The 18692-nt window shown below is 72.5% G+C and carries 17 protein-coding genes and 1 pseudogene; 11 read left to right on the top strand and 7 right to left on the bottom strand.

Features of this window, described 5'->3' with window-relative positions:
* Positions 1 to 72 precede the first annotated feature (72 nt).
* Positions 73 to 1515, top strand: coding sequence for an adenylosuccinate lyase (gene purB / locus ABZ453_RS04735; RefSeq protein ID WP_359011545.1), 1443 nt, complete (start codon positions 73 to 75; stop codon positions 1513 to 1515).
* Positions 1512 to 2084 (top strand): G/U mismatch-specific DNA glycosylase, encoded by a 573-nt coding sequence (mug, locus tag ABZ453_RS04740; RefSeq protein WP_359011764.1) that lies wholly within the window; start codon positions 1512 to 1514, stop codon positions 2082 to 2084. Before purB ends, mug begins: the two co-directional genes overlap by 4 nt.
* Here mug and ABZ453_RS04745 read toward each other — a convergent pair.
* The 3 genes from ABZ453_RS04745 to ABZ453_RS04755 are packed head-to-tail and all read right to left on the bottom strand — an operon-like array spanning position 2062 to position 4162.
* The gene (locus ABZ453_RS04745; protein WP_359011547.1) at positions 2062 to 2475 is read right to left on the bottom strand and encodes a hypothetical protein; all 414 of its coding nucleotides are present in this window, start codon (positions 2473 to 2475) and stop codon (positions 2062 to 2064) included. The genes mug and ABZ453_RS04745 overlap by 23 nt on opposite strands.
* A 41-nt stretch (positions 2476 to 2516) precedes the next feature.
* Positions 2517 to 3239: an ABC transporter permease gene (locus tag ABZ453_RS04750; RefSeq protein ID WP_359011549.1), complete on the bottom strand. Its 723-nt coding sequence runs from the start codon at positions 3237 to 3239 to the stop codon at positions 2517 to 2519.
* 2 nt (positions 3240 to 3241) lie between these two features.
* A complete protein-coding gene (locus ABZ453_RS04755) occupies positions 3242 to 4162 on the bottom strand; it encodes an ATP-binding cassette domain-containing protein (RefSeq protein WP_359011552.1) in 921 nt (306 codons plus the stop codon).
* A 108-nt stretch (positions 4163 to 4270) separates the two neighbouring features.
* Here ABZ453_RS04755 and ABZ453_RS04760 point away from each other — a divergent pair, with 108 nt between their 5' ends.
* The 3 genes from ABZ453_RS04760 to ABZ453_RS04770 all read left to right on the top strand — a co-directional run bounded on the left by ABZ453_RS04760 (position 4271) and on the right by ABZ453_RS04770 (position 7377).
* Positions 4271 to 5425 carry a histidine kinase gene (locus ABZ453_RS04760; RefSeq protein WP_359011554.1) on the top strand — a complete coding sequence of 385 codons (1155 nt, stop codon included), beginning with the start codon at positions 4271 to 4273 and terminating at the stop codon, positions 5423 to 5425.
* A 14-nt stretch (positions 5426 to 5439) separates the two neighbouring features.
* Positions 5440 to 6102 (top strand): response regulator transcription factor, encoded by a 663-nt coding sequence (locus ABZ453_RS04765; protein ID WP_359011556.1) that lies wholly within the window; start codon positions 5440 to 5442, stop codon positions 6100 to 6102.
* Between the two features lie 87 nt (positions 6103 to 6189).
* Positions 6190 to 7377 (top strand): ROK family transcriptional regulator, encoded by a 1188-nt coding sequence (locus ABZ453_RS04770; RefSeq protein WP_359011558.1) that lies wholly within the window; start codon positions 6190 to 6192, stop codon positions 7375 to 7377.
* Between the two features lie 526 nt (positions 7378 to 7903).
* On the opposite strand, the gene ABZ453_RS04775 is transcribed toward ABZ453_RS04770, so the two are convergent.
* Positions 7904 to 8665 carry a GntR family transcriptional regulator gene (locus ABZ453_RS04775; protein WP_359011560.1) on the bottom strand — a complete coding sequence of 254 codons (762 nt, stop codon included), beginning with the start codon at positions 8663 to 8665 and terminating at the stop codon, positions 7904 to 7906.
* Positions 8666 to 8813: 148 nt separating this feature from the next.
* The gene (locus ABZ453_RS04780) at positions 8814 to 9698 is read right to left on the bottom strand and encodes an RNA polymerase sigma-70 factor (RefSeq protein WP_359011562.1); all 885 of its coding nucleotides are present in this window, start codon (positions 9696 to 9698) and stop codon (positions 8814 to 8816) included.
* A gap of 127 nt (positions 9699 to 9825) precedes the next feature.
* On the opposite strand from ABZ453_RS04780, the gene ABZ453_RS04785 reads away from it, so the two are divergent.
* Entirely contained in the window at positions 9826 to 10479 is a 654-nt protein-coding gene (locus ABZ453_RS04785; protein WP_359011564.1) for an NAD(P)-binding domain-containing protein, read from the top strand.
* 122 nt (positions 10480 to 10601) lie between these two features.
* Positions 10602 to 11432, top strand: coding sequence for an alpha/beta fold hydrolase (locus tag ABZ453_RS04790; protein WP_208779003.1), 831 nt, complete (start codon positions 10602 to 10604; stop codon positions 11430 to 11432).
* A 45-nt stretch (positions 11433 to 11477) separates the two neighbouring features.
* Here ABZ453_RS04790 and ABZ453_RS04795 read toward each other — a convergent pair.
* A pseudogene (locus ABZ453_RS04795) lies at positions 11478 to 12371 on the bottom strand (DMT family transporter); the annotation flags it as partial.
* Between ABZ453_RS04795 and ABZ453_RS04800 the strand changes: the two are divergent.
* The 3 genes from ABZ453_RS04800 to ABZ453_RS04810 all read left to right on the top strand — a co-directional run bounded on the left by ABZ453_RS04800 (position 12362) and on the right by ABZ453_RS04810 (position 16899).
* Positions 12362 to 13798 carry a PLP-dependent aminotransferase family protein gene (locus ABZ453_RS04800; protein ID WP_359011566.1) on the top strand — a complete coding sequence of 479 codons (1437 nt, stop codon included), beginning with the start codon at positions 12362 to 12364 and terminating at the stop codon, positions 13796 to 13798. The pseudogene ABZ453_RS04795 and the gene ABZ453_RS04800 sit on opposite strands and share 10 nt — an antisense overlap.
* Positions 13799 to 13913: 115 nt before the next feature.
* A complete protein-coding gene (locus ABZ453_RS04805) occupies positions 13914 to 15497 on the top strand; it encodes an alkaline phosphatase D family protein (protein ID WP_359011568.1) in 1584 nt (527 codons plus the stop codon).
* 157 nt (positions 15498 to 15654) lie between these two features.
* Complete coding sequence (locus ABZ453_RS04810) at positions 15655 to 16899, top strand: GNAT family N-acetyltransferase (RefSeq protein WP_359011570.1); 1245 nt, start codon at positions 15655 to 15657, stop codon at positions 16897 to 16899.
* On the opposite strand, the gene ABZ453_RS04815 is transcribed toward ABZ453_RS04810, so the two are convergent.
* On the bottom strand, positions 16877 to 18118 hold the full coding sequence (locus ABZ453_RS04815; RefSeq protein ID WP_359011572.1) for a PLP-dependent transferase: 1242 nt from the start codon (positions 18116 to 18118) through the stop codon (positions 16877 to 16879). The two genes, ABZ453_RS04810 and ABZ453_RS04815, sit on opposite strands and share 23 nt — an antisense overlap.
* Before the next feature lie 60 nt (positions 18119 to 18178).
* Here ABZ453_RS04815 and ABZ453_RS04820 point away from each other — a divergent pair, with 60 nt between their 5' ends.
* Entirely contained in the window at positions 18179 to 18670 is a 492-nt protein-coding gene (locus ABZ453_RS04820) for an Lrp/AsnC family transcriptional regulator (RefSeq protein WP_133047562.1), read from the top strand.
* The last annotated feature ends 22 nt before the right edge of the window (positions 18671 to 18692 follow it).

The raw sequence follows: 18692 nt of genomic DNA on the forward strand, positions 1-18692 counted from the left end.
GCCGGTCTCGTAGCATCCGACGAACCGGGCCGCGGCGCTGGCCTGCACGAATCGCCAGTAGAATCCATCCACGTGACTTCCGCTCCCGCCAAGCCCCGCATCCCGAACGTCCTCGCCGGACGCTACGCCTCCGCCGAGCTCGCCACGCTCTGGTCGCCCGAGCAGAAGGTGAAGCTGGAGCGGCAGCTCTGGCTCGCCGTGCTGCGGGCCCAGAAGGACCTCGGCATCGAGGTGCCGGACGCGGCGATCGCCGACTACGAGCGCGTCCTCGACACCGTCGACCTGGCCTCCATCGCCGAGCGCGAGAAGGTCACGCGGCACGACGTGAAGGCGCGGATCGAGGAGTTCAACGACCTCGCCGGGCACGAGCACGTGCACAAGGGCATGACCTCCCGCGACCTCACGGAGAACGTGGAGCAGCTGCAGATCCGGCTGTCGCTGGAGCTGATGCGCGACCGCACCGTGGCCGTCCTCGCCCGCCTGGGCAAGCTGGCCGGCGAGTACGGCGAGCTGGTCATGGCCGGCCGCTCGCACAACGTCGCCGCGCAGGCCACCACGCTGGGCAAGCGGTTCGCGACGGCCGCCGACGAACTGCTCGTGGCGTACGGCAGGGTCGAGGAGCTGCTGGGCCGTTACCCGCTGCGCGGCATCAAGGGCCCCGTCGGCACGGCGCAGGACATGCTGGACCTGCTGGGCGGCGACGCGGCCAAGCTCGCCGAGCTGGAGAACCGGATCGCCGGACACCTCGGCTTCTCGCAGGCGTTCACCTCGGTCGGCCAGGTCTACCCGCGCTCACTGGACTACGAGGTCGTCACCGCCCTCGTCCAGCTGGCCGCCGCTCCCTCCTCGCTGGCCAAGACGATCCGGCTGATGGCCGGGCACGAACTGGTGACCGAGGGTTTCAAGCCGGGCCAGGTCGGCTCCTCCGCGATGCCGCACAAGATGAACACGCGGTCCTGCGAGCGCGTCAACGGCCTCATGGTCGTCCTGCGCGGCTACGCCTCCATGACCGGCGAGCTGGCGGGCGACCAGTGGAACGAGGGAGACGTCTCCTGCTCGGTGGTGCGCCGGGTGGCCCTCCCGGACGCGTTCTTCGCGCTGGACGGGCTGCTGGAGACGTTCCTGACGGTCCTGGACGAGTTCGGCGCGTTCCCCGCCGTGGTCGCGCGCGAGCTGGACCGCTACCTTCCCTTCCTCGCCACGACCAAGGTCCTCATGGGCGCGGTGCGTGCCGGTGTGGGCCGCGAGGTCGCGCACGAGGCCATCAAGGAGAACGCCGTCGCCTCCGCGCTGGCGATGCGCGAGCAGGGCGCCGAGCGCAACGAACTGCTCGACAAGCTGGCCGCCGACGAGCGCATCCCCCTCGACCGCGCCCAGCTGGACACGCTGATGGCCGACAAGCTGTCCTTCACCGGCGCCGCGGCCGCCCAGGTCGCCGCGGTCGTCGGCCGCGTCGAGGAGATCGTCAAGCAGCACCCGGAGGCCGCGGGCTACACGCCGGGGGCGATCCTCTGACCCGCTTCACCCAGGAGGAACTTCAGGCCGCGCGCGACCGTCTCGTCCCGGACGTGGTCGCGGACGGCCTCCATGTCCTGTTCTGCGGCATCAACCCCGGTCTGATGACGGCGGCGACGGGCCATCACTTCGCCCGCCCCGGCAACCGCTTCTGGCCGGTGCTGCACCTGTCGGGCTTCACGCCCCGGCTGCTGAAGCCCGCGGAGCAGGGGGAGTTGCTGTCGTACGGGCTCGGCATCACGAACGTCGTGGCGCGGGCGACCGCGCGGGCGGACGAGTTGAGCGCGGAGGAGTACCGGGAGGGCGGGCGGCAGTTGGCGCTGAAGGTGGCGCGGCTGCGGCCCCGCTGGCTGGCGGTGGTGGGGGTGACGGCGTACCGCGCGGCCTTCGACGACCGCAAGGCCCGGGTGGGGCCGCAGGACCGGATGATCGGGGACACGCGCGTGTGGGTGCTGCCGAATCCGAGCGGGCTGAACGCGCATTGGACGGCGCAGACGATGGCCGAGGAGTTCGCGAGGCTCCGGGTGGCGGCGGAGGGTCAGCCGGTCAGGGGGCTTCGGCGTCGGTGACCGCGGCGAGCAGTCGGGCCGAGTCGGCATCCTCCCGGTCGGAGACGGTCAGGGTGATCCATCGCCCGGTCCGGCCGGCCGGCCAGGTGCGCAGGTCGTCCGCCAGTACGCCGAGCTTCGCCCACGGCTGGGCTATCTCCTCGCCGCGTATGAGGCGTTCCCTGAGCGTCGTGGCCCCCCAGTGCTTGTTGCCGCCCAGCCGTTCGTTCAGCCGCTGGATCATCGCCACCTCGTAGGCGTACAGGTCCTCCGGGCTCGGCCAGGTGACCGGCCCTAACGGGACCACGAAGTATCCGGGCCCGCCGCACCCCACCTCCGTACTGCCGTGTTCCGTGGGGAAGTCCTGGACACACAGCAGGTCGAGCACGGCGAGGTCCCTCACGATGTCCATGTGATCCAGTATTGCCGCCACCACTGACAATTGGTGAGGCGTCAGGCGTCCCGGCGTCGAACGCTCCACGCTCCCGCCACCAGCGCGACCGTCGCCCACAACGCCGTCAGCGCCGGCCCGCCCCACGGCCCGGGGAAACCGTCGCCGTCGGCGTGGAGAACCGCCTGGCCCGCCCGGTCCGGCAGGACGTCCGCCACCGTGCCGGACATGTCCCCGACCACGAACGAGACGATGAGCAGGAACGGGATCAGGACGCTCAGTGCCGCGACACCGCTGCGCAGCACGGCGGTCAGGCCGGCCGCCAGCAGAGCCATCAGCGTCAGATAAACCGCACAGCCGACGACTCCGCGCACTTCTTCGCTCCACGTCAGCCCGTCCGCCTCCGCCCCCAGCGCCGCCTCCCCGACCACCAGGCTCACACCACCGGTGACCAGCCCCACCCCCAGCACGGGAACGGCGACGGCGACGGCCTTGGCCGCGAACCACCGCCCCCGCCACGGCACCGCGGCCAGCGTGGCGTGCAGCGCGCCGCCCTGGAACTCGGCCGCCACCGCCGTCGTACCGAAGGCGATCGCGGCGATCTGTCCGAAGTTGACACCGAAGAACACCGAGAACAGCGGGTCGAAGTCGGCCCCGTCGCTGTCGGTGGCGGCGAGCGCGGCAAGGAGGGCGGTGGCCGGCAGGACGGCGCACAGAGCGGCGACGAGCGACCGGCGCGTACGGATCTTCAGCCACTCCGAGTGGAGCACGGGTGTGAACGCCATGGTCAGGCCTCCTTGGTTGGTGCGGTGAACTCGGCTTCGGTCCCGGTCAGGTCCAGATAGGCCTGCTCCAAGGTGCCCTCCTCCGCCGCCAGTTCGAGGATCGGGACGCCGGCGGCGGAGAGGAGACGGCCGATGTCGTCCACGCGCGCGTGCTCCACCGTCCAGTGCCCCTCCCCGTGCTCGACGGCTTCGTGGCCGTGGTGCGCGAGGGCGGTGGTGAGTGCCCTGGCGTCGGTCGTGCGGATCCGCACCCGGGGCCGCACGCGCGTGTCGATGAACTCCCGCATGGGGGTGTCCGCGAGCAGTCGTCCGCGTCCGAGGACCACGAGGTGGTCGGCGAAGGACGCGGTCTCGTTCATGAGATGGCTGGAGACCAGGACCGTACGGCCCTCCTTCGCGAGCCGGCGCAGCAACGCGCGGATCCAGATGATGCCTTCGGGGTCGAGGCCGTTGGCTGGTTCGTCGAGCAGAACCACGGCGGGGTCGCCGAGCAGGGCGGCCGCGATGCCGAGGCGCTGCCGCATGCCGAGCGAGTACGTCCGCACCCGGCGCCCGGCGACCGGTGCCAGCCCCGTCTCCTCCAGCACCTCGTCGGCCCGTCGCCCCGGGATGCGGTTGCTGGCCGCCAGGACACGCAGATGGTCGCGTCCGGTGCGGGAGCCGTGCGCGGCCCGCGCGTCCAGCAGGGCGCCGACGTGGCGCAGGGGTTCGCCCAGTTCGGTGTAGCGGCAGCCGCCGATGGTGGCGGTGCCCGACGTGGGGTGGTCAAGGCCGAGGACCAGCCGCATGGTGGTGGACTTTCCGGCGCCGTTGGGGCCGAGGAAGCCGGTGACCCGGCCGGGGCGGACGCGGAAGGTGAGGTGGTCGACGGCGCGCCGGGTGCCGTGATCCTTGGTGAGGTCGTGGACGTCGATGCTGGTCATGGCAGCAGCGTGGCCGCCGGGACGGGGCGGTCACCTCCCCCGCCGGTGGTGTTCGTCTCCCCCGCCCGGGGGAGGTCCGGTGTCGGTGGCGGCTGGCACGATGCCGAAATGGCCCGCTTTCTGCGCCCGTTGCTCCGGGGGACGACGTACACCCGCCTGCTGCACCTGTGGGTGCCGATGCTGGTCGTCAGCGTGTGGCTGTACGTCGACATGTCGAGGTGGTGGGTACCGGCGGCCGTGCTGGTCCCGGTCGGTCTCGTTCCGGCGGTGCGCATCGGCGAGGGCGTGCAGGCGCGGCTGCTGCTGACGCCCGGTGAGCAGGACCCGGGGATCGCGGTGGGCCCGGCGACGACGTGGCGGGACCGGCTGCGCACGGTGCTGTGGCTGGAAGTGCGGATGGCGCTGGGAGTACCAGTGGCGTTCGCCTGCGTCTGGCTGCCGATACTCACCTACCAGCTGGTCGAGACGGTCCGCGGACGCGTCCCCGACGACATCCCGGTCCTCGACCAGGCCCAACCCCACTGGGCGTACGCCCTGTTGGCGCCCGTGCCGCTCGTCGCCCTGTACGGAGTCGTCGTCGGCCTGGGGGAGGTCGTCACCGCCGTCGCACGCCGGCTCCTCGGCCCCTCCGCGGCCGAGCGTCTTGAGGCCCTGGAGGCGCGCACCGAGCAACTCCTGGAGCGCAACCGCATCGCGCGCGAACTGCACGACTCCATCGGGCACGCCCTCACGGTGGCCGTCGTCCAGGCGGGCGCTGCCCGTGCCGCGGGCGACCCGGAGTTCACCGGCCGGGCGCTCGCCGCCATCGAGGACACCGGGCGCGCCGCGCTGGAGGACCTGGAGCGGGTGCTCGCGGTGCTGCGGGAGGCGGAGCGGCCGGTGAGCAGCAGGCCCACGCTGGCGGAGGCGGACCGGCTGCTGGAGTCCGCGCGCGGGTCCGGCGCCAAGGTCGACGCCGATGTCCGCGGTCCGCTGGAGTCGGTACCGGGCCCCGTCTCCCGCGAGGGCTACCGCATCCTCCAGGAGGCCCTGACCAACGTGCTGCGGCACGCGGGCGCCGTCCCCGTGCGCGTGCGCGTCGAGGTCACGGACGGGATGCTCGCCCTGGAGATCCGCAATCCGCTGCCCGCCGGTGTGTCCGGTCCGGGCCGGGGCAGCGGCCTGCGCGGGATACGCGAGCGCGCGGCGCTGCTCGGCGGCCGTGCGCGCACCGGGCCCGACGAGGGCGACTGGCGGGTACGGGTGGAGCTGCCACTCAGTTGATCTAGGCTGGCCGGATGCCGGTGACCGTTCTCCTCGTCGACGACGAACCCCTCGTCCGCGCCGGTCTGCGGGCCGTGCTGGAGGCGCAGCCCGACATCGAGGTGGTGGGAGAGGCGGCCGACGGCGCGGCGGTGATCCCGCTGGTACGTCGGCTGCGGCCCGACGTGGTCGCCATGGACGTGCGGATGCCGCTGATGGACGGGATCGAGGCCACGCGTGCGGTACTGCGCACGGTCGACGACCCGCCGAAGATCGTCGTCGTGACGACCTTCGAGAACGACGAGTACGTGTACGCGGCGCTGCGCGCCGGAGCCGATGGGTTCCTGCTGAAACGGGCGCGGCCGGCCGAGATCGTGCACGCGGTGCGGCTGGTCGCCGAGGGCGAGTCGCTGCTGTTCCCGGCCTCGGTACGGCGGCTGGCCGCCGCCCACGGTGACGCCGACGGGAACCGGGAGGCACGGGCGGTGCTGGAGCGGGCGCGGCTGACCGAGCGGGAGGCGGAGGTGCTGCGGCTGATGGCCCGGGGGCTGTCGAACGCCGAGATCGCCGCCCGGCTGGTAGTCGGCACGGAGACGGTGAAGTCGCATGTCAGCGCCGTCCTGGCGAAGTTGGGGGCACGGGACCGCACCCAGGCCGTGATCGCCGCGTACGAGTCGGGGTTCGTGGCGCCGGGCTGACGGGGCCCGTGGGACACCGGCACTCGCCGGGTTTCGCCGTGACGAGTACGATCCGGCCAACACGCGCACGAGCTGGGAGGACGGACCGTGGAGCGGCTGACCGGCGGGGATCCCTCGCTGCTGCGAAGGATCAACTCCGCGGTGGTGCTGCACGCGCTGCGCGCCACGGACTGCGCGACGCTCACCGAGATCACCCGGGTGACCGGGTTGTCCCGGCCGACCGTCGAGGGCGTCGTCGAAGGGTTGATCGAGGCGGGGTACGTCGTCGAGAAGGCCGCGGACGAGAGCGTGGTCCGGCGTCAGGGGCGGCCCGCGCGCCGGTACCGTTTCCGGGCGGAGGCAGGACATCTGCTGGGCCTGGACATCGGCTCCCACCGCGTGGCGGCGCTCCTCGCCGACCTGGACGGGCGGGTGCTGGGCGCGGTCTCGAAGGACGTCGACGAGTCGGCACCGGCCGAGGAGCGTCTGGAGCGGCTGCGTACCGCGGTGGCCGAGCTGCTGCGCCGGGCGGGCGTGCCGCGCAGCTCGCTGCGGGCGGTGGGGGTCGCCTCACCGGGGATCGTCGAGGGCGACGGCACGGTACGGCTGAGTGCCGCGCTGCCCGAGTGGACGGGGCTGCACCTCGGGGAGCGGCTGAGCCGGTCCTTCAACTGTCCGGTGCTGGTGGAGAACGACGCGAACGCGGCGGCGGTCGCCGAGCACTGGAAGGGTGCGGCCACCGAGTCCGACGACGTGGTGTTCGTGCTGGCGGGGCTGAGCCCGGGGGCCGGTTCACTGATCGGGGGGCAGCTGCACCGGGGGTTCGGCGGGGCGGCCGGGGAGATCGGCGCTCTGCATCTGCTGGGCCGTGAGGCCACGCCGGAAACGCTGCTGTCCACGACCGACGAGCCCCTCCACCCGCTCGACGAGCAGGCCGTCGCCGAGGTCTTCGCCCAGGCCCGGGAGGGCGACCAGCGGGCCCGTGCCGCTGTCGAACGCTTCATCCAGCGCCTCGTCCACGACGTCGCCGCCCTGGTCCTCGCCCTCGACCCGGAACTCGTCGTCATCGGCGGATGGGCGGCCGGCCTCGACGGCGTCCTGGATCCCCTGCGCCGCGAACTGGCCCGCTACTGCCTCCGTCCCCCCAAGGTGACCCTCTCCCTCCTGGGTGAGGCCGCGGTGGCGACAGGAGCCCTCCGTCTGGCCCTCGACCACGTGGAGGAACAGCTCTTCGCGGTAGAGGCCACAGCAACAGCCCGCCGCGGCCCCGGCCCGGGCAAGGCCCTGGGCCCGTGACCGACCTGCGGATGCCCTGAGGCACTGAACTCCGGCAGCACGGGGCGCCGCAGCGGGAGCAACAGCACCGCCAGCAGCGCCAGCACCGCCAGCACCGCCAGCAGCGCCAGCAGCGCCAGCAGCGCCAGCAGCGCCAGCAGCGCCAGCAGCGCCAGCAGCGCCAGCAGCGCCAGCAGCGCCAGCAACAGGCATCCCAGCTGCAGCGGCAGTGGCACCAGGAGGCGCGCCAGCCGCAGTGCCGTACGGCTCAGGGCGGCCACGCCGCGTCAGACGCCGACTGGGGCGACGCCCCGGCCTTTTGCCGCTCAAGGGCGGCGCCGAGCCGCAAGCACCATGCCCGAAGGCACTGAACGCGAGCGCAACGCCCGCGTGCCCCCGAGCTACGCGACCCACCCCGCACGCCCCGGCCCTCGGTTCCCAACCTCACGCCCCGCGCCCCGCGCCCCACGACGCCGTGCGCCCCGCGCGGAAACGCCGTGCCCCCGGCGTAGTTGCGGGGCGCACGGCGTGTGTCAGTGGGGTGGGGTCAGGACGCCTGGCGTTCGGGATCCTGGTGGATCTCCACGTTGCCCGAGTCGCCGAACGTCAGCCGGCAGGTGTCGGCGCGGTACGTGGCGACGGAGTACGCGGCGATGCGGCCCTGCGCGAGGTAGCGGGTGGTGACGACCAGGACGGGCGCCCCCGGCAGCCGGTCCAGCTCCTTCGCGTCGTCCGCGCGCGCGGAGCCCAGCTCGACCGAGCTCTCCTGCCCCTCCAGCTCCAGCCGCTGTAGCTCACGCAGCACCGCACGCGCGCGTGCGGGTCCGGAGGGGGCGTCTATGGCGGAGAGGTCCGGCACCGAGGAGGCGGGGACGTAGAGCAGTTCGGCGGCGACGGGCTGGCCGTGCGAGACCCGGGAGCGGCGCACCGTGTGCACGGCCTCCTCCGGCCCGGTCTCCAGCGCGGCGGCGACGGCGGCCGGCGCGGCGGCCCGGGCGCAGTCGACGGCCTGCCAGACGTCACCGGCGGCCCCCGGCCAGGCGTGCTGCTCCGTCCCCACGGCGACTCCCACGCGCGGCGGGGCGACGGTCGTACCGACCCCACGGCGGCGCTGCAGCCTGCCCTCCAGTTCGAGCTGCTCCAGGGCTTGGCGGAGCGTCGCGCGGGCGACGCCGAAGCGGGCGGCCAGGTCGCGCTCGTTCGGCAGGATCTCACCGACGGTGAACTCGGAGTCCAGTGCCTCACTGAGCACGGTCCTGAGATGCCAGTACTTCGGTTCCGGCACCGATTCCAGCTGCGTGGTCCCCACCCTGTCCTCCGCAATCGCCGTGGTCCGGCGGCGTTTTAGCGCCCTTGTTTATTAAAGGTTGTTGCACTTCTCTGCGACCATAGGGCGGCCCAAACCCTTGGTCAAGACCAATCCTCGATCCCATAGGGCCCGGATAGAGAGCGGTTGCCTAATCGAGGGGCAGCGACCGCAACTTGTCGGGGTTGCGCACGATGTACACCGCTTGGACACGGCCCTCGAAGACGTCCAGCTGGAAGACGCTGTCGGGCTTGCCGGCGGACATCGCCACGATCGCGGGACCGCCGTTGAGTTCCATGATGCGGAACGAAGGATCCGGTACACCCTTCGCCGCGGCGCCGACGAGGAAGCGGCCCACCTTGTCCGCGCTCTCCAGCACCCGCAGCGGCGCCCGCGCCTTCCCGCCGCTGTCGCCCACCAGCCGTACGTCGGGCGCGAGCAGCGCCAGGAGCCCGTCCAGGTCACCCTCCCCGGCGGCGGCGAGGAACCGCTCGGTGAGCTCTCGGCGCCGCTCCGGATCGACCTCGTAGCGGGGCCGCCGCTCCTCCACGTGCTTGCGGGCCCGCCCGGCGAGCTGCCGTACCGCCGGTTCACCGCGGTCGAGCATGGCCGCGATGTCGGCGTAGGGGTAGCCGAAGGCCTCCCTGAGGACGAAGACGGCGCGCTCCAGCGGGGACAGCGACTCCAGGACGACCAGGACGGCCAGGGAGACGGAGTCGGCGAGCACGGCCCGCTCGGCGGTGTCGGGGACGGTTGCCCCGAAGTCGGTCACGTACGGCTCGGGCAGCCACGGGCCGACGTACGTCTCGCCCCGCGCCTTAACCTGGCGGAGCCGGTCGATGGCCAGGCGGGTGGTGATCCGCACCAGATACGCGCGCGGCTCGCGCACCTCGCCGCGGTCCGTGCCGGACCAGCGCAGCCATGCCTCCTGGACCACGTCCTCCGCGTCGGCCACCCGGCCGAGCATGCGGTAGGCGACGCCCAGCAGGACGGGCCGGTGCTCTTCGAAGACATCGGTCGCGGTGTCGGTCGTCACGGCCCCCATCCCATGCGACGCGTGCGGACATGTCCAGCGGAAATACGCGTGTCCCGGAGGAGATCCCGGAGCAGAATTGACCGCGAGCCGCCGAGGCGGTCGGCGGTCCGGACGGACGGAGGCGGCCATGCGGTACGCGGTTCTGGGCACGGGCGACGTGGGCCGGACGCTCGGCGGCAAGCTGGCGGAGCTCGGCCACGAGGTGACGCTGGGGTCCCGTACGAAGGACAATCCGGCCGCCCTGGAGTGGGCGCGGAGCGCCGGTGCGGGGGCGCGGGCCGGCACGTTCGCGGAGGCGGCCTCGTCGGCCGAGGTGGTCGTGGTCGCCGTGGGCGGACGGGTGGCGCTCGCCGCGCTGGAGGCGGCCGGGGCGGAGAACCTGGACGGCAAGGTGGTCGTCGACGTGACCAACCCGCTGGCGTTCGAGGACGGGCAGGTGCGGCTCGACCCCGTGGGGTCGGACAGCGTGGGCGAGCAGATCCAGCGGGCGTTCCCGCACGCGCGCGTGGTGAAGTCGCTGAACACGGTCAACTGCAAGGTGATGGTGGAGCCCTCGCTGGTGCCCGGTGAGCACCAGGTCTTCGTGTGCGGGGACGACGCGGGCGCCAAGGAGCAGGTGACCGGCATGCTCGGCGAGTTCGGGTGGCCGGCGCACCGTGTGCTCGACCTGGGCGGCATCCGCTCGGCACGCGGTGTGGAGATGTTCCTGCCCCTGTGGCTCGACCTGTTCCGGCACACCGGGCACGCCGACTTCAACCTGGAGGTGCGCAGGGGGCATTGAGGCCGGAACGTTCGAGCCCGGTGGGCGGTCTCCGGGGGCTACCCGTCGGTAGCAATTGCTGACAAGCTGTCTACAGCGCGTCCGTCAGCGAGCACCGAGCGAGCCCCAGTCGAGGAGCACCCATGTCCGCCACCGTCTCCTTCAAGGTCCCTTCCCCACGCGGCCCGCAGCCCGTGACCGTCGCCTACACGCGCGTGGGCCGCGGTGCGCCGCTGCTCCTGCTGCACGGCATCGGTCACCACCGGCAGGCCTGGGACCCGGTGGTGGACATCCTGGCCACCGAGCGCGACGTGATCGCCGTCGACCTGCCCGGCTTCGGCGCCTCCCCGGGGCTGCCGGAGGGGCTGGACTACGACCTGCCCACGACCACGGCCGTGTTCGGCGCGTTCTGCGAGGCGCTGGAGCTGGACCGGCCCCATGTGGCGGGCAACTCGCTCGGCGGCCTGCTCGCCCTGGAACTCGGCCGCGAGCAGCTCGTACGGTCCGTCACCACCCTCTCCCCCGCCGGGTTCTGGTCGGAGGCCGAGCGGCGGTACGCCTTCGGGGTCCTGCTCGCGATGCGCCGTATCGCGCAACGTCTGCCGCTGCCGCTGGTCGAGCGGCTGTCCCGGTCGGCGGCCGGCCGCACGATGCTGACGAGCACCATCTACGCCCGCCCCGGCCGCCGTTCACCGGAGGCCGTGGTCGCCGAGACGCTCGCGCTGGCCGGAGCCACCGGGTTCGACGCCACCCTCAAGTCCGGTGCCACCGTCCTGTTCAGGGACGACATCCCCACGATTCCCGTCACTGTTGCCTGGGGCACCCGGGACATGCTGCTCGTGCGCCGGCAGGGCGTGCGCGCCAAGCAGATCATCCCCAAGGCGCGGCTGGTGCGACTGCCCGGCTGCGGGCACTGCCCGATGAACGACGACCCGGCATTGGTCGCCCGCGTCCTCCTCGACGGCAGCCGCTGACCCCGTCCGCCCCCGGGTCAACGCCCCGGATCCGAGGGCGACTCCGGCGCCCACGAGGGCGCTGCCCACGGCCTGGGCGGGCCCGTAGGCGCCCGTTCCGACAAGCGGGGCGGTGCAGGCGGCGGCGACCGGGATCAGGCCGGAGAACAGCGTGGCGCGCTCGACGCCGATGCGCTGCATGCCCATGTACCAGCACACGAAGCCGACGACGGTGACGACCGCCGCCTGCCACACCAGCGCGGCGGCCTGGGCGCCGTCGGGGCGGCGCAACCACGCCGTGCCGTCCAGCAGGAGTCCGACCACCGCCGACTCGGCCGCGGCGAGCCCGCACACGGTGGCCGACAACAGCCGGGGTCCCAGCACCCGCAGCACGGGCACCGCCAGGACCGCGAATCCGACCTCGCCGACGAGCGCGCAGCCCGAGAAGGCGAGGCCGGCCGCGTCCGTACGGCCCCATCCCTGGACGGTGAAGGCACCGAGGGCGACCAGCGACGCCCCGTACAGCACCCGGCGCCGGGGCCGCCGTCCCGCCAGGAGCGGGACCAGGACGGCGACGATCGCCGGCGCGCAGCCCACGAGAACGCCGGGCACCGCAGGTTCCGCGCTGCGTTCGGCGGCGATGACGGCCAGGTTGAAGCCGACCATGCCGATGGCGGCCAGTGCCACGAGCCGCACCCACTGGCGGACGGCCAGCGTCCGCAGCCGCCCTGTCGCGTCCGCGCCGGCCAGCGGGACGAGGAGCAGACAGGCCGCCCCGTAGCGCAGGAACTGCCCGCCCGCGTACGGGTAGTGGCCGAGGACGCTGTTGGCGGTGAAGGAACCGCCGACGAGCACACAGGCGAGGGCGGCGAGGAGGGCTCCGCGGGCGGTGGTGGCGTTCATGGTGGCGACGCTAGGGAGCCGGGCGGTCTGGTTTAAGGTCCACATCCATGAGGCCATCGGGGACCAATCCGGACGGCACGGCGGAGGCCGCCGTCTCCCCCGCCTGGGAGCTGCTGCTGTCGGCCGCCTCGGCCCCGGCACGCACGCGTGGCCGTTCCCTGCAGGCGGCGCTGCGGGAGGCCGTGCGGTCGGGACGGCTGGCGCCCGGGACACGGTTGCCGTCGAGCCGGGAGCTCGCCGCCGACCTCGCCGTGTCTCGGGGGCTGGTCACCGAGGCGTACGAGCAGTTGACGGCGGAGGGGTACCTGCGCAGCGGCCGGGGTGCCGGCACCTGGGTGAGCGGCGCCGTACGGACGGCCCGGCCACGCGCGCGTGACCTCGCGCCCCGGTCGCCCGGCACGGAGGCCGACTTCGTGCCCGGCACACCGGATCTGTCTCTCTTCCCCCGCGCGGCCTGGGCCGCGGCGCAGCGCGGTGTGCTGGCCGAGCTGCCCCACCAGGATCTCGGCTATCCCGATCCGCGCGGGCTGCCCCGACTGCGTACGGCGCTGGCGGAACTGCTCGCGCGCCGCCGGGGCGTGGTGGCGGACCCGGAGCGGATCGTGGTCGTCTCCGGAGTGGCGCAGGCGACGACGCTGCTCGGATTCGCGCTGCACGCGCGCGGGTTGCGCACGGTGGGCGTCGAGAACCCCGGAAGCCCCCAGCACGACGCCCTGTACACCGCGGCCGGCGTCACCGCCGTGCCCGTTCCCCTGGACGACGAGGGGCTCCGCCTCGGTGCGCTGCGCGAGTCGGGCGTGCGGGCCGTGGTGACGACCCCCTCGCACCAGTTCCCCACGGGCATCGCCTACTCGGCGCGCCGCCGGGCCGAACTGCTCGACTGGGCACGCTCGGTGGACGGACTCGTGCTGGAGGACGACTACGACGGCGACTTCCGCTACGACCGCGCCCCCGTCGGCGCCCTGCAGGGCCTCGACCCGGAGCGGGTGGCCTACACGGGGTCGGTCAGCAAGTCGCTCGCCCCGGGGCTGCGGCTCGGCTGGCTGCTCGTGCCGGAGTCGCTGGCCGACGAGGTCGTCGAGCGCAAACGCACCATGGACCTCGGCCATCCCACCCTGGACCAGGCGCTGTTCGCCAGGTTCGTGGAGCGCGGCGACTACGACCGCCAGCTGCGCCGCTGCCAGCGCGCCTACCGCGAGCGGCGGGACGCGCTCGTCGCCGCGCTGGCGGAGCACCTCCCGGGATCGGAGGTGTCGGGCATCGCCGCCGGACTGCACGTCATCGCGGCGCTCCCGCCCCGCTACGGCCCCGAGGAACGCTTCCTCGCGCGTGTGGCCGAAGCCGGTGTCGCCGTACGGCCGCTGACGGACTACACGCACGCGCCTGCCGGACAGGACGACGACGAAGCCGTGCGACTCGTCCTGGGATACGCCCATCTGTCTCCCGCTCGAATCCGAGCGGGTGTGAGGCTGATGGCTGAGTAAGCGATTCGCGGACGCCCGCGGTCAGTTGTTCACTTGTGGTTTGCGTGTGCGCTGCGGCGCCCCAGTAGGTGTGGGACCGCAACACTGGCCGGATCCCGTCCCTGGAGGCGCATCCATGTCGCACCGCCCGTTCCCCGCCCGCCGCAGCGTGCTGCGCGGCTCACTCGCCGCGTCGGCGGCCCTGACCCTGCCCACCGCCCTCGGCGCGGCGCCGGCGTTCGCCCTGTCGGGGCGGCCGAAGGCGAGCTGGGGTGTGCAGGCGGGAGACGTGACCACCGACTCCGGGCTGGTGTGGGTGCGTTCCGACCTACCCGCGCGGATGATCGTCGAGACGTCCGCGACCGAGTCGTTCCGCAACCCGCGCCGATGGCACGGTCCGCTGCTGGACGAGGGTTCGGACTTCACCGGCACGACCCGGCTGCACGGGCTCCCCGCGGGCGAGCAGATCCACTACCGGGTGCTGCTCGCCGACCCCGAGGACCCGCGCCGCACCGGCGAACCCGTCACCGGCACCTTCCGGACGGCGCCCGTCAAGCGCCGCAAGGGCGTCAGGTTCGTGTGGTCCGGCGACCTCGCGGGCCAGGGCTGGGGCATCAACGAGTCCATCGGCGGCTACCGCATCTTCGACGCCATGGCCAAGGTCGCCCCGGACTTCTTCCTGTGCAGCGGTGACAACATCTACGCCGACGGCGTCATCTCCGCCACGCAGGCGCTGCCCGACGGCAGCGTCTACCGGAACGTCACCACCGAGGAGAAGTCGCACGTCGCGACCACCCTCGCCGACTACCGGGGCAACTTCCGCTACAACCTGCTGGACGCGGCCCTGCGCCGGTTCAACGCCCAGGTGCCCAACATCATCCAGTGGGACGACCACGAGGTCCGCAACAACTGGTACCCGGGCGAGGTCATCGGCAACGGCACCCCCTACCCGGCCGGCACGAAGCTCGACGACCTGGCCGTGCGCTCGCGGCAGGCGTTCTCCGAGTACTTCCCCATCTCCACCATCAGCGGCCGCCCGGACGGCCGGATCTACCGCAAGGTCAGCCACGGTCCGCTGCTGGACGTGTTCGTGCTCGACATGCGCACCTACCGCAACGCCAACTCGCCCGACAACCAGACCACCGATCCGATCGGCATCCTCGGCCGTGAGCAGCTGGAGTGGCTCAAGCGCGAACTGGCGAAGTCCCGCGCGGTGTGGAAGGTCATCGCCAACGACATGCCGCTCGGCCTCGTCGTACCCGACCCGGTCGAGGGCAAGCCGAACTTCGAGGCGGTCGCCCAGGGCGACCCGGGAGCGCCGCTCGGCCGCGAGCTGCAGATCGCCGAGCTGCTGCGGTACATCAAGCACCGGCGGATCACCGGCACGGTGTGGCTGACGGCGGACGTCCACCACACCTCGGCCCAGCACTACGACCCCTCGCGGGCCGCGTTCAAGGACTTCGAGCCGTTCTGGGAGTTCGTCTCGGGCCCGCTCAACGCCGGCGCCTTCCCGGCCAACGCGCTGGACGGCACGTTCGGCCCCGACCGGGTGTTCGTCAAGGCGCCGACCGCCTCGAACGTGTCACCCGCCGAGGGCTACCAGTTCTTCGGCGAGGTCGACATCGACGGCGACAGCGGGGAGTTGACGGTGCGTCTGCGCGAGTACGACGGCACGGTGCTGTTCACGCGAACGCTGCAGCCGGGCCGGGTCGGCCAGTAACTCCCGTGATCTCGTTCCAGGGCCGCGTTCCGGCATCATCCCTCGGCGCGCGGCCCTGACGAAGGAAAAGATTCAACCAAAAGGTACATAAGTACGCTTTACCCATCAGTCACAGTGCGTTCGTGATCACGCAACACGTTTCCTTCACAGTGGCTGTATGAGTCAAGAAATATCTGATGTGACGCGTGCGAAGCGGAAGAACCTCGTCGGCCTTGCCACGGTGTTCCACAGTTGGTGGTCACGCCGCCACGGTCACGCACCCCCGACAAGTGATACCGGCGCCCGGTCGCTGCCGCCCGAGCAGCAGGCCGGGCCCCGCGCCGGTGTGCTGTGGCGTATGCGCACGACCGTGAAGGACGAACCCGGATCGCTGGCCTCGCTGTGCACGGCACTGGCCGGACGACAAGTGGACATCCTGAGCCTGCAGACACATCCGCTGGCCGAGGGCACGGTGGACGAGTTCCTGCTGCGGGCCCCCGGCGAGTTGGAGGCGTCCGAGCTCACCCGAGTGGTCGCGGCGGCCGGCGGCGCGGACACGTGGATCGAGCGGGCCGACGCCCATGACCTGGTGGACGCACCGACCCGGGTGCTGGGCCTGGCCGCCCGCACCGCCCTGGACGCGGCCGAACTGCCGCTGGCGCTCCGGCAGTTGGTGGGCCGGTGCACCATCCGGCAGACGCCCGCCGTGCCGGTCGGCGGCGGGCGGGCACCGGAGGGCGTGCCGGCGGAGGGCGTGCTCGAGGACACCGTGATGCGGCTGCGGGCGCCGGAGGGTGGAGTGATCACCGTGGAGCGGCCGTACCTGCCGTTCACCCCGACCGAGTTCGCGCGGGCGCGGGCGCTGGTGGAACTGGACGCTCGGCTCGGTCCCCGCCTGCCCCACAGTCACGACGTGTTGACGCTGCCCGAGGGCAACGACATCACCGTACGGCGGGCGGACACGCGGGATCTGGAGGCCGCGAAGGAGATGCACGAGCGGTGCTCGGCGCGGACGCTCGGGCTGCGGTACCACGGGCCGGTCGGGGACGCGGACCGCTATCTGAACCACCTGCTGAACCCGCGGTTCGGCCGGACGCTGGCCGTGCAGACCGCGTCCGGGCGCATCGTCGGGCTCGGACACCTGTTGTGGGACGGCGACGAGACCGAGGTCGCGTTGCTGGTGGAGGACAAGTGGCAGCGGCGTGGAGTCGGAGCGGAGTTGCTGCGCAGGCTGGTGGGGATGGCGTTGGCTGCGGGGTGCGAGAGTGTGTATGCCGTGACGCAGGCGTCCAATACGGGGATGGTCGCTGCCATGCGGGGGTTGGGGGTTCCTCTTGATTATCAGATTGAGGAGGGGACGCTGGTGATCACGGCTCGGCTGGATGTGGATGCGGCGTTGGTTACGCAGGCCGAGGCGCCGTAGGGGGTCCTGGTTGGGTGGCGTCTGCGGGTGAGTTGTGGCTGGTCGCGCCCCGCGGCGGAGCCGCATGTCGACACGGCCCCGCGCCCCTGACGGGGCGCTGCCCCAACGCCTGATTCAAGTCCAGCCACAGATCCTCCACATCCTCCAGGCCTACTGACATGCGCAGGAGGTGGTCGCTCACGCCTGCGTGTCGTCTGTCCTTCTCGTCCACTATCCGGTGGCTGATGGAAGCCGGGTGTTGGATCAGGGTGTCCACGCTGCCGAGGCTTACCGCGGGGGTGATCAGGCGGACCGCGGATATCACCTCGTGGGGGTCGGTCGTGGTTTCGAAGGCGATCATCGCGCCGCCGACGCGAGGGTAGTGGACGCGGGTGACGCGGGGGTCGGCGGTGAGGCGGCGGGTCAGTTCGGCGGCGGTGGCGGAGGCCGCGTGGACGCGGACCGGCAGGGTGGCGAGGCCGCGGAGGAGGAGGTAGCCCGCGAGGGGGTGGAGAACGCCGCCGGTGGCGAAGCGGATCTGGCGGAGGCGGCCGGCGAACTCCTCGTCGCAGGCCACCACGCCCGCCAGCACATCGCCGTGGCCGCCCAGGTACTTGGTGGCGCTGTGCAGGACCAGTCGGGCGCCCTGTCCGGCGGGGCGCTGCAGGACCGGAGTGGCGAAGGTGTTGTCGACCAGGAGGGGGACCGAGCCGCAGGAGTGGGCCACGGCCCGCAGGTCGACCTCGGCCAGGGTCGGGTTGGCCGGGGTCTCGACCATGACCAGTCCGGTGTCGGGGCGCAGGGCGTCCGTGATGCCGGCCGGGTCGGTCCAGGTCACCTCGGTGCCGAGCAGGCCGGCGGTCAGCAGATGGTCGCTGCAGCCGTACAGGGGTCGTACGGCGACCACGTGGCGCAGGCCCATCGACGCCCGTACGAGAAGGACGGCGCTGAGCGCGGCCATGCCGCTGGCGAAGGCGACCGCGGACTCGGTGCCCTCCAGACGGGCCAGGGCCGTCTCGAAGCGGGCCACGGTGGGATTGCCGAGGCGGCCGTAGACGGGCGGGCCCTCCGGTTCGGCGCCGGTGGTGGCGAAGGCGTCGATGCGGGCGGCCTCACCACGGCTGTCGTACGACGGGTAAGTGGTCGACAGGTCGATGGGCGGGGCGTGCAGGCCCTGCCGGGCGAGGTCGTCGCGGCCGGCGTGGACGGCCTCGGTGGCCAGTGCTCTCGTGGAGTCCATGCAGGGAAGGGTGAACATCGGGCGGCAGGTGCGGGGAGAAACCCGTGCTACGTTCGGGCGATGGGTGAATCCGTCGTACTGGATCCGGTGGACCTGCATCTGCTGCGCTTGTTGCAGAACGACGCACGGACCACGTACCGCGATCTCGCCGCACAGGTCGGGGTGGCGCCGTCGACGTGTCTGGACCGGGTGACCCGGCTGCGCCGGGCGGGCGTGATCCTCGGGCATCAGCTGCGGCTCGATCCGGCCAAGCTGGGGCGGGGGCTGGAGGCTCTGCTGTCGGTGCAGGTCAGGCCGCATCGGCGGGAGTTGGTGGGGCCGTTCGTGGAGCGGATCAGGGCGCTGCCGGAGTCCCGTACCGTCTTCCATCTGACCGGGCCCGACGACTATCTGGTCCATGTCGCCGTCGCCGACATGGCGGATCTGCAGCGACTGGTGCTGGACGAGTTCACGGCACGTCGCGAAGTGGCGCGCGTGGAGACGCGGTTGATCTTCCAGCAGTGGGACTGCGGGCCCCTGCTCCCGCCTTCGCCGTCGGCTCAATCGGGGTGACGTGCGGCGGGCCGTCGTACGA

This window comes from Streptomyces sp. NPDC005799 (genome assembly GCF_040630525.1).
GTDB classification, from domain to species: Bacteria; Actinomycetota; Actinomycetes; order Streptomycetales; family Streptomycetaceae; genus Streptomyces; species Streptomyces griseorubiginosus_B.